The following is a 14,789-nucleotide window of genomic DNA, read 5'->3' as shown; positions in this document are numbered from 1 at the left end:
ATGAAAGGTATTAAATTGTTTCCAATTTAAAAGGTAATATTTTGCCACTTGCTACTATGCATAGGTGCCACTTTTTGAAGCAGATCTTTAAGGGTAACGACATTCACATTTGGTCCGTCTGAGTAGATCTGCTCAATTTCATCGGCCTTCGCATCGAAAAAAGTACGAAGTAAAAATGAATTTGGTCGGCGTGAATTCATCGCTTGAAACTTCCTTAACGCAATAGCAATTTGTTCTTTTCCCATTTTAGCATTATCGCTCATCTCATCTAATCCCAGACGATGGTAATGATACATGACCTCTCTGTATTCCTTAAATGTAGGAGATAATACGTTATCGATTAACGCAAACCGGCTTTGCAAACCATCTTCTAACTTCCAACCCTTAAAATTTCCTTGCTGTGAATAATTGGTTATGATTTGTGCTTGTTTATAATAAGGATCACCTCCATTTAACGCAAAAGTATCAGCATCTAAAGCTAATACCATATAGATATGAAACGCTAACACAGAAACTAAATTAGATTCAAACTGTGTAGGACTAAAGTTTAAATTCTGATATTCTAAATATTGAAAATTAAAATCCTGATCATTAAAATTATAAACTGGTGTACTGTAAGTCGATCCGTAAACCGGTCTGGAAGATTGTACCTGTAAAGTTGCCTGAAACGATTCGCCACTGTAATTGGACACATTAATTACCATACTACAGTCTATACGTTCTTGATAGGCGACTGTTTTATTAGTCCATTTGGTGTTATTTACGAATTCGTTTAGTTGCTTTTCTAGAGTTTTAAATATCGGGAAGTTCTCATTTCCTGTTTGCTGGGCATTAACCACAACGTTACAATTTATTTCTTGTGAAAACGACACAAAACCTAAACTTAACATTAAAACTAAAAGAATACTACGCATTTATTTGTTTCAGAATTTTATTCATTAAATCTTCGGCAACTTGGATCTTGGTTTTTAATTGATGTTCGGTAATATGTTCCTTATCATCAATAAAAGTCACCTTATTGGTTTCACTTTTAAAACCAGCACCTTTATCATTTAACGAATTTAAAACAATTAAATTTAAATTCTTTCTTTTTAGTTTGTCTTTTGCGTTTTCTAACTCATTATTAGTTTCTAACGCAAACCCCACTAAAAATTGATGTTCTTTTATAGAGCCAAGCGATGCCAGAATGTCTTTCGTTTTCTCTAACTCTAATACTAACGTATCGCTTTTCTTTTTTATTTTCTCTTTGGCAACTTCTTTTGGTCGATAATCTGCAACCGCTGCCGACAAAATTGCCACATCCATAACTTTAAAGTGTGCATGCACGGCGTCATACATTTCCTTATTACTAACCACAGGAATTACTTTAATATTTGAATGCTTTACCTTTTCGTGAGTAGGCCCTGCGACTAAAATAACCTCGGCACCCAATCGAGCAGCCGCTTTGGCAATTTCAAAGCCCATTTTACCACTGGAATGGTTACCAATAAATCGAACCGGATCAATAGCTTCATAGGTAGGACCAGCAGTTATAAGCACTTTTTTACCTCGCATTGGTAATTTATCTAAAATATCATCCTCGATAAAAGATACAATATCTTCAGGTTCAGCCATCCGACCTTCACCAACCAAACCGCTTGCTAATTCTCCACTCGTAGCCGGAATCATAATATTTCCATAGCTAGCTAACACCTTAAAAGAACGTACCGTTGACGGGTGCTTATACATATCTAAATCCATTGCAGGAGCAAAATACACTGGGCATTTAGCCGACAAATAGGTAGCCATAAGTAAATTATCACATACGCCATTAGCCATTTTAGCCAAAGTATTAGCTGTAGCCGGAGCGACAACAAAAAGGTCGGCCCATAACCCTAATTCGACATGATTATTCCAAACGGAATTCTCATCATCTTCATTAGTAAACGAGGAATAAACTGGATTTTTTGAAAGTGTAGATAAGGTTAAGGGAGTTATAAATTCTTTGGAAGACGGTGTCATAACCACTTTTACATGGGCTCCCGATTTCACAAACAACCTTACTAACGATGCCGTTTTATAAGCGGCAATACCACCACTAATTCCTAATAGTATGTTTTTGCCGCTTAATATTGACATTTTAAAAAAGTATTACTGAGCGTCTTCCTCAGTATTTCTAAAATAAACTTTATCTGTTAACCACTCTTGTACTGCTAAAGCATGTGGTTTAGGTAATTTTTCGTAAAACTTAGAAACCTCGATTTGCTCCTTATTTTCAAAGATTTCTTCAAGACTATCATTATACGTAGCAAATTCTTCTAACTTATCGATAAGCTCTTTCTTTATCTCAGTATTAATTTGCTCTGCACGTCTTGCGATAATAGAAATTGCCTCATAGATATTATCGGTCGGCTCATCTATCTGGTTTCTGTCGTACGTAATAGTATTAACAGGTGCATTGGTTTTCTTTAAATCCATTGTCTTTGTTATTTAACTTTAAATGCTATAATTTTTCATGGCTTCATCCAAATCTTCAGCCATGTTATCTATTTCTTCAATATGCTCGGAATTCGCATAACTCTTTTTAAAAGATTCATAATAATCTTTAGCGATTTTTAATCTAGCGGGTTTTTTATACTCAACACTATTAATTGCTAATTTATAAGCCGAATCAAATCGATAAAATAACGCTTCTTCTTTTAATTTTGAACCAGGAAATTCAAATATAAAATTATCAAACGACTTAATAGACGCCTGATAATCTGACACTGTATTGTATTGTTTTGCTATGGCAAAAGCCTTCTGCTCAAGTTTAAAATCTAATTCTTTAACTAACTTGTTTGCCTCTGCTAGATATTCAGAATTTGGAAACTGATTAATAAACTCCTGCAATTTCTCAATGGCATTAACAGTTTCCTTTTGGTCTTTAGTATACACTGGAGATAACATATAATAACTCTTGGCAGCTAAAAATGAAGCCTCCTCTAATTTCTCACTTTTTGGGTAACTTGAAGCAAAACGTTCGAACTGATATCCAGATGTGTAATAATCATGCATTTTATAAAACGAATTCGAGTATAAATACATTAATTTCTCCGCCTGAGGTTTCCCTCTGTAATTTGGAACTATTTGCGCAAAAAGTCGATTTGCTTTCGCATACTTTTCTTGGTTATATAGTTCTTCACCCATTTTAAACTTTGAGGCAATATCTTCACTCTTAAGCACTTTCTGGTATTCGCTACAAGCGTTTAGTAATGTGACTGTTAATAATAAATAAAGAAATTTTCTCATAGTTTTAAAACAAGATGCAAAATTAAGTTAATAAAATGACTTTTAAAAATATATTTTGAAGCTAAAATAAAGGCTTAAACTTAGTAAATCCAAGGATTAAGTTTAATTTAACAGAACTAAAACTTAGCTATAAAACCTTTTATTTTATCCTTTAATTCGTTCGACGCAGGCACTAATGGTAAGCGCACCGTATCCTGACATAAATTTAAAGCTTCAAATACTCCTTTAATTCCAGCCGGGTTATTTTCTTCAAATATATATCCAATAACATCCATTAGTCTGAAATGTAAATCGTATGCAGCTTTATTATCACCATTTAGACCTAAACGAATCATTTCTGAAAACTCCTTTGGAAACCCTTGACCTATTACCGAAATAACTCCGGATCCACCAGCTAATACAACACCAAGAGCCAAATCATCATCACCAGAAATAATGGCAAAATTATCTGGTTTGTTTTTAAGAAGTTCCAAATACTGAGACACATTATTACCAGCTTCTTTTATCCCAACAATATTATCAAAATCACTTGCTAATCGGATGGTCGTTGCCGATTCCATATTTTTTGCTGTACGTCCAGGAACATTATAAAGAATAATATCAATTGGACATACTTCTGAAATTGCTTTAAAATGCTGATAAAAACCTTCCTGAGTTGGTTTACTGTAATAAGGACATACCGATAAAATCGCATCCATACTACTTAAATCTGTAGACTTAATCTCTTCAATTACTGCAGCAGTATTATTACCTCCAATACCCAAAACCATAGGTACCCGACCGTTATTAGCTGTAGAAATTGTAGCTACAACCTCTTTCTTTTCTTGTTTAGTCAGCGTAGCGCTTTCTCCTGTTGTACCACATATAACAAGATATTCTACACCATTATCTATATTGAAATTCACGATGTTTGTTAATGCATCATGATCTACACTAAAATCAGATTTAAAAGGTGTAACTAATGCAACTCCAGTTCCTAAAAACTTATTATTCATTATGTAATTTTATTTAATATAGTTAAGTATTTAAACATTTCGCTTTTAAATACATTAAAATCCTTCACTCCTGTTTGTATTATTAAATCATTTACTCGCATATCGTTATTACTAATACCAATTTTAAATTGGGCTTTCGAAAGAGCGGTAATTAATTTCAATTCTAAAACATCAACCTTATAATAACTTATCAAAACATCAAACTCTTGCTCTATAAAAGTTTGCAATTCCATGTTTTTAACGCTTCCTTTCCATCCAAAATCCTTTAGATTAAAAACAGGCTCACCTACATGATAATTTTCGTCAATATAAGTTGAAAAAGTTATGATTTTCAAGCTGTTTGCTCGTATACTTAATTCGCTTGCGAGTATCTTAAACTGCTCTAAATCTTTAAACTCATCTATATTAACAAGAACTCCAAGACTTTGCGTTTTATTATCGGAGACATTTACATGACGTTCTGATAACAATCTGTTTAAGTACTTTATTTTAGATTTTTCACTAAAACCTTTAAAAATCATTTACTTTTATACTTTGCGCAAAGGTAACAAAAGTACATTCAAAAAAATCATCAAATTATATAAGTTTATTTCATGACTTTTAAATATTATTTTTTAATAATCGCTGCTGTTTTTTCTATTAGCTCTTGCAAAGATTCGCAACCTCATTTAACTCAAATTAAAGGTTATAGAATTGCTATTACCGATAGTTTAAAAACTGATTTTGAAATTGATGATTTCATTACACCCTTCCGGGAACATATCAATGACGACTTAAATGAAGTGTTGGCATATGCACCGGAAACTTACAGCAAGGACGATGGACAACTTAATAGTTCATTAGGGAATTTTATGGCAGATGCAGTATACAACCGAGCAAACCCCATTTTTAAAAGCAGAACAGGAAACAACATCGATATGGTGATTTTAAACCATGGTAGCATTAGAGGCGTTATTTCTAAAGGCGACATAACAAAACGTACCGCTTATAATGTGATGCCATTTGAAAACAGTCTGGTCGTAGTGGCTTTAAAAAAACAACAGTTAGATAAATTAGTAACATATTTAGCCAAATTAAAGAAGGCGCATCCCATTTCTAAGCTTAAAATTTTAATAGATGATAACTACGAAGTCGTTAAGGTTACTATAAACAACAATAAAATTTTGGCTGACAAAATCTATTATGTTTGCACAAATGACTTCTTATATAATGGAGGAGATGATATGACCTTTTTCCAACCAAACAACGGTCTTTATGTCTTAAATTACAAAGTTAGAAACGCACTAATTGATACATTTACAGATCAAGACACTATTAACTCTATGGTAGACGATAGATTTATTCAAATTAAATAACATCATGAATCGCAGAAAATTTATCCAGCAAAGTATCGCGACATCTACCTTAATCTCTTTAGGCGGTCTTGGTTTTCAATCTTTTAATTCTAAACCCAACACTACTCATATTACTATTTTACACACCAACGATGTCCATAGCCACATCGATCCGTTTGGACCCGAAGATAGCAGAAATGCTAATAAAGGTGGTATTGCTCGCCGCGCCAGTTTAATTGAATTTATTAGACAAGAAAACCCAAACACCATATTACTTGATGCCGGTGATATATTTCAAGGCACTCCTTATTTCAATTATTATGGCGGTGAATTAGAGTTTAAACTTATGAGTAAACTAAAATATGATCTCGCCACAATTGGTAACCATGATTTTGACAATGGAATTGATGGCTTATATGCTCAACTACCTAACGCCGATTTTGAATTTGTTTCTGCTAATTATGATTTTAGAAACACCCTACTAGACAGCCATGTTAAACCATATAAAATATTAAACAAATCTGGGATTAAAATTGGAATTTTCGGTTTAGGCATTAAACTTAAAGGACTTGTGGACCCGGTGAATTTTAAAGAAACCCAATATCTTGATCCTGTAGAAATAGCTCAGGATATAACTCGCATATTAAAACAAGAACACAAATGTAATATTGTGATTTGCCTATCCCATCTTGGTTATGCGTACAATAATGAGCCAAATAAAATTTCAGACACAAAACTCGCAACCCAGACCAAAGACATCGATTTAATAATAGGCGGACATACACACACCTTCTTACCTAAACCCACGATTCATAAAAATATTGAAAATCGAGATGTTATAATTAATCAAGTGGGATGCTACGGACTGTATCTAGGAAGAATCGATTTTTACTTTGATACTAACAAAACCAAATCAACCGAAGGCATTTCTATTACAGTTTAGCAAGTATATTTTTTGAAGTGTAGGTTTTAGTTACGATTAACTTATGATAAGTATCTTCTAGATATACATATTTAAAAACTAAGAATAATCCTGATACGTATAATATACGCTCAACGATTAAAAAATTAAAATCATACAAATAATACATTTCAATGTAATTAATTACAGCTGAGAATCCGAAACACATTACTGCCAACAACAAATATATTGACTGTTTTGTTTCTGTACTTAGGTATATCCCCAAAGCAACAAATGAAAGTAAAACAATACCTAGACTTTTTATGGCGAATAATAGCGATTCAAGATCGTCTGCAATAACAACTTTAAGCAAACTAAAAACTGAATATAAAAAGTACAATGAAATGCAAAATACCGCTAATAAATAAGCCATTATTAATCGGTCGAAGTTTTTCAATTTGAATTTAGGCAGCACCATAACTATGAGGTACAGGTATGCCAACATATATAACACATGTGCAATTTTAGTCCCAGATTCTCCTTGCACAAAAACCATAAAAGCATGGCCTCCTAATGAAAAGATAAGGAAAGAAACAAAACTGACACTTAAGGAATTTTGTTTTCTCAAACAATACAATAAAAATAAAGGGGTTACAATTAAAAAAGTGTATTCCAAGGTTAATTTACCAAAACCAACTGCTGAGGTAACAATTAAAACTAATACAATGAAAAATAGAAATTGAACACTTCTATCTCTAGAGATTTTAAGTAGGCTATTCATACTAATTAATTAATAGGGGGCTGCCTACAAAAATAGAAAATATTCAAAATAAACTATGCTAAACACACATAAATTCGATGAAGTGTAATTTTTAGATAAAAATCACTATATCAAATAGCCTAAACAAAAGGTATAAACAAAGAAACATTCCAACAATAAACAGAGAAGGACTTTTTGTTAAAAAACATGCAACCAACAATCTAATGAGACTGAACAGTGACCTCTACAGTCTCTTCTTCATCTTCCAGCTTAGCTTGACGAAAATATAATAAGAAGCCTAATAAATGTAATGTTATTGCCAAGAAAATAAGTAGATTTCTTTCTGAAATATAAGCATAAGCTATCCAAATAACCTCCGCAAAAACAATAGCTAATGAACCAAAGAATAGATACAGCGACTTAACATTATCGTGATAAAAGTAATTTAACAAGGCTACAGATAGCAAAAGAAATAAAACGATATTATAAACTAATTCTACATAATATTTATAACTCATCTCCACATAGGGATCAACAATCTCTTGCAACACATACACCAAATAAACACTGAGAACCGATAAAATAATAAGATGTAAAAAATAACTTTTTATAACTTTAATTAAGTTCATGGAACTGAAAATCTCGACCAATAAAAAGATATAAGCCAGAATATAAAGTGAATTCCCAAACAAATAATTAAAATCGAAAGGAATAAAGTCCTCCAAAAAAACTAAGATATCCGAAACCGTTGTTGACAATAAAAACAGACTAAAGAACAAGGTTCGTTTCTTAACACTAATAAAATAAAGTACTGTAATTACTGGCATTATTAAAGAACTCAAATAATAACTCCAAACATCGTATCCAATAAATTGACACAATACTGACGCAATATAAATAAGTAGCACTAAACTTATCATGATTTTAGATTTATCCATGATTAAATTATATGGTTAAGCCACAAATATAAATAAATATCGCATATAAACGACAAAAAATTACATTTAATCGAATATTTTGTGTTAATTATCGATTTTAAGTAGGAATTCAGCCTCGCTAATTATAGGAATTTTCAAATCGTCTGCTTTTTTCTTCTTGCTTGGTCCCATCTTATCTCCGGCAACAATAAAAGTGGTTTTAGAAGATATTGAACTACCTACCTTACCGCCATTATCTTCGATTAATTTCTTCAGATCGTTACGTGAAATTGTTTCAAATACACCAGTTACCACAATAGCCTGTCCTGCCAATAAATTAGTTTGCCCTTCCAATTGCTCAGCAGACATTTCTAACTGAACACCAAATTGCTTCAACCTTTCAATTATCACTTTATTTTCTTGAGACTGAAAGAATGCCAATACGCTTTCGGCTATTTTTTTTCCAATTTCATCTACATTCACCAACGCTTCTTCAGAAGCAACTGCGATTGCCTCGATACTTTTATAATGTTTAGCTAATTTTTTAGCTACTGTTTCCCCTACATAACGAATTCCTAACGCATATAATACCCGTTCAAATGGTATCGATTTAGACTGTTCGATTCCTTTTATTAAATTATCAGCACTTTTTTCTGCCATACGCTCCAATGGCAATACCTGCTCTTTGGTTAATTCATATAAATCGGAATAATTAGATATTAACCCTTCATTAACCAAAAGCGCAACAGTTTCTCCTCCCAACCCTTCAATATCCATAGCCTTGCGAGATATAAAATGCTGTATACGCCCAATAACCTGAGGCTTACACCCATTATAATTAGGGCAATAATGCTGAGCTTCACCTTCCTGACGAACTAATTCTGTGTTACACTCCGGACAATTATTAATATATTCTGTTGGCATTGAATCTGAAGTACGCTGAGACAAATCAACCCCTAAAATTTTTGGTATAATTTCACCCCCTTTTTCAACGTACACCATATCACCAACACGAATATCTAATTTCGCAATCTGATCGGCATTATGCAAAGATGCACGTTTTACTGTTGTACCAGCTAATTCAACTGGCTCCAGATTAGCAACAGGTGTAATAGCCCCCGTGCGTCCAACCTGATAGGAAATGCTTTCTAATTTAGTAGACACCTGCTCTGCTTTAAACTTATAAGCAATAGCCCATCGTGGCGCTTTAGCCGTATAACCTAATTCATCCTGTTGTTGTAAACTATTTACTTTAACAACTACACCATCGGTTTCGTATGGCAAGCTATGACGGTGTTCATCCCAATAAGCAATAAACTCTATAACCTCATCAATACTATTAACCAACTTAGCAACGTTTGGAACTTTAAACCCCCAATCTCGGGCTTTCTCTAAACTTTCAAACTGTGAACTAACTCCTAAGCTTGTACCTGTTAAGTTATAAAGCAAACATTCTAGAGGACGCTTAGCAACCTCGGCACTATCTTGTAATTTTAAACTTCCCGAAGCCGTATTTCTAGGATTCCGATAGGGTTCTTCTCCTATTTCAATGCGCTCTTCATTTAATTTATTAAAACCTTCAAAAGGCAAAACAATTTCACCTCGAATATCAAATTTAGAAGGAAAATCTCCTCTAAGTTTTAAGGGAACGGATTTAATGGTTTTCACATTAGCAGTCACATTATCACCTTGAAAACCATCACCACGTGTAACCGCTTTCACGAAATTACCTTCTTCATAAGTTAAACTTATCGAAGCACCATCATATTTTAACTCGCAGGTATATTTGATTTCACCTTCAATAATTTTTTTAATACGATTTTCCCAATCTAAAAGATCTTCTTTCGAATACGAATTATCTAATGAATACATACGGTACTCATGCTGAATAGTCTCAAAGCTCTTGGTGATTTCTCCTCCAACACGTTGTGTAGGAGAACTGGCATCGAAAAATTCAGGATGTTTCGCCTCCAACTCCTGAAGCTGTTTTAACTTCAAATCGAACTCATAATCTGATATTATAGGCGTATCTAACACATAATAATTATAATTGTGCTGATTTAATTCCTCACGAAGTTTATAGATTTCTTGCTCTGCAGTCATGATCTTCAACTAATTCTTTTCTCCTTTAATCATTCTATCCTTTTTAAACATATCTTGTTTTAATAGAATGTTTTTAAATTTATTTTCGGTAAGCAAATGTATCATTTCATTACCTAAGTACTCATTAATTTCAAAAAACAATGCTCCTTTATCGGTTAACTTTTTAGTAGCAAACTGAGTAATAGCCTTATAAAACACTAAAGGGTCTTCATCCTTTACAAATAAGGCTAAATGAGGTTCGTGATCTAGGACATTGGCTTTCATTAGCGATTTTTCAAGCTCGCGAACATATGGCGGATTCGACACAATAACATCGAATTCCATTTGAAATAACACATCCGGCCAAGTTGTCGAATCTAAAATATTAGCCTCCATAAAATGAACATTTACCTTGTTTAAATCAGCATTCTGTCTGGCTATTTTTAAAGCATCTGCACTCACATCTAACCCAAACACCTCAGCATTCGGGATATTTTTCGCTAAAGAAATAGCAATACAACCACTTCCAGTTCCAATATCAATAATTCGCATTTTTTTATTGAATTCCCCTTGATGATTAACAATCCATTCTACCAACTCTTCTGTTTCTGGTCTCGGAATCAACGTAAATTCAGTTACTTTAAAAGGTAAACCAAAAAATTCGGTTTCCCCCAAGATATATTGTATCGGTTGCTGTTTTTTCAGTCGATCTAAAGCCTTAAACATTTTAGAATCATCTTCAAGAATTAAATTGGGCTCTAGTGCTAATTTAATCCTTTCAATATGATACCAATAAGATAACAGCATAAAGAAAAAGCTATCAACCTCTTCCTTATCATAATGTACATCTAATTCCTGATGAAATGTATGTTGTAATTCTTTTACTTTCATAAGTCCTTTATCATCCAGACACCACAAGAAAAATGTCCGGTATTCCCTAAAGCCTTTTGCAAATGTTTAAACCCATAAGCTTCATAAATATGGATTGCTGCTTTTAATTGTGGCGCTGATTCTAAATAACATTGTTTATAACCTAAATTTTTAGCTGCCTTTAAACACATTTCAAACATTTGTTTACCAAAACCTTTACCTCTAATTTCTGGTGAAAAATACATTTTTTGAATTTCACATACCTCACCATTATAATCCTTCAAAGGTTTTACACCCGCCCCTCCTAAAATGGAGCTGCCATTGGTAATAACAAAATAAACATCATCATCATTTTGATACGATTCATACATGCAGGGTGTTTCGGAATCACTATAAGCGGTTCCTTCTAAAGGAATATCGAATTCATGAAAACATGCCCGAATAACTTTTTCAAGTTGGGTATTATCTTCCGGAAGAATTTCTCTAATAACAATCGTATCTTTAGTCAATTTAAATGTATAATTTTGCGCAAGTGAATATACTTATTTTTGAAAAAATTGAAATGAAAAGACTCATAATATTATTAACAACACTTCTCTGTATAACAAGCTGCAAGATTAGTGAAAAACCTGAATTTTTAAGAGTTGAACACATTGAAGTTACCGAATCTAATTCTAAAACCTTCACTATAAGCGCCCATGCTGTTTTTATGAATCCTAATATTATTGGAGGTAAACTAAAAACAGACGAAATAAAAGTATTTGTTAATGATAACGAAATGGCTTCGGTTTCCACAAAAACATTCGATATACCTTCAGAAAAGGAATTTTCCATTCCCCTTACAGCACACATTCCAAAAGACAGTATTTTTAGTGACAAAAACCTAGGGAGCTTACTTGGAAGTTTATTTAGTAAAAAAATAAAAGTCCAGTATCGTGGCGATATTAAATACAAAGTTTTTGGTTATTCAGACACTTATACCATTGATAAAACCGAAACTATAAAAATAAAATAAGCTATTTTGAATCTGCACGAAACATATATAAAACGCTGCATAGAAATTGCTAAAAATGGATTAGGAAGCACCAGACCCAATCCGATGGTTGGCAGCGTGATTGTACACGACAACAAAATTATTGGTGAAGGCTACACCAGCCCCTACGGAGGGAATCATGCAGAAGTTAACGCTATAAATTCGGTAAAGAAAAAAAAACTTCTAAAAGAAGCTACTATTTATGTTACGCTAGAACCCTGTTCACATTACGGCAAAACACCCCCATGTAGTGACTTGATTATAAAACATCAAATTCCCAATATTGTTATTGGATGTTTAGACGACAATATATTAGTAGCAGGCAAAGGCGTTGCTAAATTAAAAAACGCTGGATGCAATGTCACTGTAGGCGTTTTGGAAAACGAATGCAAAGCACACCATAAACGCTTTTTTACCTTTCACAATAAGAAGCGCCCTTATATTATTTTAAAATGGGCAGAAAGCACCGATGGGTTTATTGCTCCAAAATCTAAAGACACTAAAACACCGGTTTGGATTACCAATACCTACTCCAGACAACTCGTACACAAGTGGCGTGGGGAAGAGCAAGCTATACTGATAGGTACCAATACAGTTATTGATGACAACCCTAGTCTTACAACTCGAGATTGGATGGGGCAAAACCCTATTCGCGTTGTATTGGATAACCATCTGAAATTACCAAAAAGCTATAGTGTTTTTAATAAGGACGCACAAACTATTATCATAAGTAACAAAGATATAGACAACAAAATAAATGTAGCCAAGCAAATATGTGACACCCTTTATAAACAAAATATTAATTCTATAATTATTGAAGGTGGTGCAAAAACAATTCAAACCTTTATAAATGAAAATTTATGGGATGAAGCTCGGATTTTCTATGGAACTATTAAATTTACCGCTGGTATCCTAGCACCGACATTCTCAGGAAAGTTAATTTCAGAACAGAACATATTAAATGACCGCCTTAAAATCTATACGAATGATTAAAACTTTAATTTTTGATTTTGGCAATGTATTTATCAACCTAGATATAGAAGGAGCCATTGCACACACAATGAAATCGTTCAAGATAGAATCGTTTCCGGAAGAAATGATTGCCTTTAACAGCTTATATGAACAAGGCTTGATTAGCACAAATGAATTTATAGAATTCTATCAGGCGAACTTTCCTAACACCCAACCAGAAGAACTCATATCTATCTGGAATTATATGCTAAAGGATTTCCCGGAACACCGACTGGATTTTCTAAAAAAACTAAAATCTGAAGGCAAATACAAACTCATCTTATTAAGTAACACCAACGAACTACATATAGACTGGATTAAAAATAACATACCACTCTATGACGAGTTTAAACAATGTTTCGACGCGTTTTATTTATCGCATGAAATTCAACTAAGAAAACCAAATCAGGATATTTTTAAATTCGTTTTAAAGGAAAATAATATCATCCCTCAAGAATGTTTATTTATAGATGATAATGCCGACAATATACAAACCGCTAAATCACTAGACATTAACACATGGCATATCACTCCTAACACTGATGATGTAACTACATTATTTGAAACCAAACTTCATTTATTTTAATACGTTTTGACTATTAAAGACACTTACAATACCATTTATAAACCTGTTGAAGCCATTTTATTTAAAGACAAAAACAGTAAATTCTTTGGTTACGCCTACCCGGTTTCTAACGAAAATGAAATAAAACAACATTTAGAAGATTTAAAAAAAGAACATCATTCTGCAAGACATTGGTGTTACGCCTATCAATTAGGCACTGAAAGCATCACTTATCGCGCAAATGACGACGGCGAGCCAAACAATTCAGCAGGCATGCCCATATATGGCCAAATACAATCTTTCGATGTTACTAACATCTTAATTGTTGTGGTTCGCTATTTTGGAGGTGTCAAACTTGGTGTTGGAGGTTTAATTAACGCCTACAAAACAACCGCTCAACTTACATTAGAAGCATCCAGTATTATTGAAAAAACAATAAACATAGAATACTTGATTAAATTCGAATACAAAAACATGAACACCGTTATGCGGATTGTTAAGGAAAAAAATCTGAATATCGTAGACCAAAAATTAGAATTAGATTGCCAAATAAAAATTTCTGTTCGAAAAAAACATGCTAACACTATTTTTAATCTGTTCAATCATTTATATGAAATAACCATTTCAGAAATTTAGATTAATTCTGAATTGCATCTAAAATGTAATCCGGAGCACGCATAGGTCTATTGGTTTTCATATCAACAAACACCAAAGTCGTTGTCGCGGTCACTAAAAGTTCTCCCTTTTCATTAGTAATTTCATACTCAAATTCAATCTTAGCCGTAGGCACACCTTTCACTTGAGTTTTTACATTAATTACATCATCATAAACAGCTGATTTCTTATAATTTATATTCAAAGAAATTACCGGTAACATCACACCACTTTCTTCCATACTCTTATATGAAATTCCTTGTTTTCTTAACCACTCAATGCGGCCCATTTCAAGATATAATGCGTAATTTCCATGATATACAACCCCCATTTGGTCGGTTTCACCATATCTAACTCTTATTTGTATTTCATCGAATTTCATAAGGATTATTAAATA

General features: G+C 33.0%; 18 protein-coding genes. 6 read left to right on the top strand and 12 right to left on the bottom strand.

From position 1 onward, the window contains the following. Window positions 1-26: 26 nt before the first annotated feature. From porD to H611_RS0104735, 6 genes are all read right to left on the bottom strand, one after another. Window positions 27-914 (bottom strand): type IX secretion system protein PorD, encoded by an 888-nt coding sequence (gene porD / locus H611_RS0104760; protein WP_027137276.1) that lies wholly within the window; start codon window positions 912-914, stop codon window positions 27-29. Then, window positions 907-2,118 carry a bifunctional phosphopantothenoylcysteine decarboxylase/phosphopantothenate--cysteine ligase CoaBC gene (gene coaBC, locus H611_RS0104755; protein WP_027137275.1) on the bottom strand — a complete coding sequence of 404 codons (1,212 nt, stop codon included), beginning with the start codon at window positions 2,116-2,118 and terminating at the stop codon, window positions 907-909. Before coaBC ends, porD begins: the two co-directional genes overlap by 8 nt. Window positions 2,119-2,130: 12 nt before the next feature. Continuing rightward, window positions 2,131-2,457 (bottom strand): DNA-directed RNA polymerase subunit omega, encoded by a 327-nt coding sequence (locus H611_RS0104750; RefSeq protein ID WP_027137274.1) that lies wholly within the window; start codon window positions 2,455-2,457, stop codon window positions 2,131-2,133. 18 nt (window positions 2,458-2,475) lie between these two features. Beyond that, window positions 2,476-3,270, bottom strand: coding sequence for an outer membrane protein assembly factor BamD (locus H611_RS0104745; RefSeq protein WP_027137273.1), 795 nt, complete (start codon window positions 3,268-3,270; stop codon window positions 2,476-2,478). Window positions 3,271-3,386: 116 nt separating this feature from the next. Next, entirely contained in the window at window positions 3,387-4,265 is an 879-nt protein-coding gene (gene dapA, locus H611_RS0104740) for a 4-hydroxy-tetrahydrodipicolinate synthase (protein WP_027137272.1), read from the bottom strand. Beyond that, entirely contained in the window at window positions 4,265-4,786 is a 522-nt protein-coding gene (locus H611_RS0104735) for a DUF6913 domain-containing protein (protein ID WP_027137271.1), read from the bottom strand. The genes dapA and H611_RS0104735 overlap by 1 nt, the downstream gene beginning before the upstream one ends. 72 nt (window positions 4,787-4,858) lie before the next feature. On the opposite strand from H611_RS0104735, the gene H611_RS0104730 reads away from it, so the two are divergent. Further along, window positions 4,859-5,620: a 5'-nucleotidase C-terminal domain-containing protein gene (locus H611_RS0104730; protein ID WP_027137270.1), complete on the top strand. Its 762-nt coding sequence runs from the start codon at window positions 4,859-4,861 to the stop codon at window positions 5,618-5,620. Window positions 5,621-5,624: 4 nt separating this feature from the next. Next, complete coding sequence (locus tag H611_RS0104725) at window positions 5,625-6,542, top strand: bifunctional metallophosphatase/5'-nucleotidase (protein WP_027137269.1); 918 nt, start codon at window positions 5,625-5,627, stop codon at window positions 6,540-6,542. On the opposite strand, the gene H611_RS0104720 is transcribed toward H611_RS0104725, so the two are convergent. From H611_RS0104720 to H611_RS0104700, 5 genes are all read right to left on the bottom strand, one after another. Then, window positions 6,532-7,281, bottom strand: coding sequence for a hypothetical protein (locus H611_RS0104720; RefSeq protein WP_027137268.1), 750 nt, complete (start codon window positions 7,279-7,281; stop codon window positions 6,532-6,534). The genes H611_RS0104725 and H611_RS0104720 overlap by 11 nt on opposite strands. 200 nt (window positions 7,282-7,481) lie before the next feature. After that, window positions 7,482-8,198 (bottom strand): hypothetical protein, encoded by a 717-nt coding sequence (locus H611_RS0104715; protein WP_035483460.1) that lies wholly within the window; start codon window positions 8,196-8,198, stop codon window positions 7,482-7,484. A gap of 84 nt (window positions 8,199-8,282) precedes the next feature. Beyond that, window positions 8,283-10,280 carry an NAD-dependent DNA ligase LigA gene (gene ligA / locus H611_RS0104710; protein ID WP_027137266.1) on the bottom strand — a complete coding sequence of 666 codons (1,998 nt, stop codon included), beginning with the start codon at window positions 10,278-10,280 and terminating at the stop codon, window positions 8,283-8,285. 9 nt (window positions 10,281-10,289) lie between these two features. Further along, window positions 10,290-11,150 (bottom strand): peptide chain release factor N(5)-glutamine methyltransferase, encoded by an 861-nt coding sequence (gene prmC / locus H611_RS0104705; RefSeq protein WP_027137265.1) that lies wholly within the window; start codon window positions 11,148-11,150, stop codon window positions 10,290-10,292. Further along, window positions 11,147-11,638: a GNAT family N-acetyltransferase gene (locus tag H611_RS0104700; protein WP_027137264.1), complete on the bottom strand. Its 492-nt coding sequence runs from the start codon at window positions 11,636-11,638 to the stop codon at window positions 11,147-11,149. The genes prmC and H611_RS0104700 overlap by 4 nt, the downstream gene beginning before the upstream one ends. Before the next feature lie 53 nt (window positions 11,639-11,691). Here H611_RS0104700 and H611_RS0104695 point away from each other — a divergent pair, with 53 nt between their 5' ends. Genes H611_RS0104695 through H611_RS0104680 form a run of 4 tightly spaced genes read left to right on the top strand, consistent with a single transcriptional unit; the run spans window position 11,692 to window position 14,374 of the window. Further along, a complete protein-coding gene (locus H611_RS0104695) occupies window positions 11,692-12,144 on the top strand; it encodes an LEA type 2 family protein (RefSeq protein WP_027137263.1) in 453 nt (150 codons plus the stop codon). A 6-nt stretch (window positions 12,145-12,150) separates the two neighbouring features. After that, window positions 12,151-13,155, top strand: coding sequence for a bifunctional diaminohydroxyphosphoribosylaminopyrimidine deaminase/5-amino-6-(5-phosphoribosylamino)uracil reductase RibD (gene ribD, locus H611_RS0104690; protein WP_027137262.1), 1,005 nt, complete (start codon window positions 12,151-12,153; stop codon window positions 13,153-13,155). Continuing rightward, a complete protein-coding gene (locus H611_RS0104685; RefSeq protein ID WP_027137261.1) occupies window positions 13,148-13,759 on the top strand; it encodes an HAD family hydrolase in 612 nt (203 codons plus the stop codon). The genes ribD and H611_RS0104685 overlap by 8 nt, the downstream gene beginning before the upstream one ends. Before the next feature lie 6 nt (window positions 13,760-13,765). Next, window positions 13,766-14,374: an IMPACT family protein gene (locus H611_RS0104680; protein WP_035483457.1), complete on the top strand. Its 609-nt coding sequence runs from the start codon at window positions 13,766-13,768 to the stop codon at window positions 14,372-14,374. Window position 14,375: 1 nt separating this feature from the next. Here the strand turns inward: H611_RS0104680 and H611_RS0104675 are convergent, their stop codons facing one another. Continuing rightward, window positions 14,376-14,774: an acyl-CoA thioesterase gene (locus H611_RS0104675; RefSeq protein WP_027137259.1), complete on the bottom strand. Its 399-nt coding sequence runs from the start codon at window positions 14,772-14,774 to the stop codon at window positions 14,376-14,378. Between the last annotated feature and the right edge of the window lie 15 nt (window positions 14,775-14,789).

Origin of the sequence: Gaetbulibacter saemankumensis DSM 17032 (genome assembly GCF_000425645.1) — a bacterium.
GTDB classification, from domain to species: domain Bacteria; phylum Bacteroidota; class Bacteroidia; order Flavobacteriales; family Flavobacteriaceae; genus Gaetbulibacter; species Gaetbulibacter saemankumensis.
Note: the sequence above shows the minus strand (reverse complement) of the source record. Positions and strands in the feature narration are given on the sequence as shown.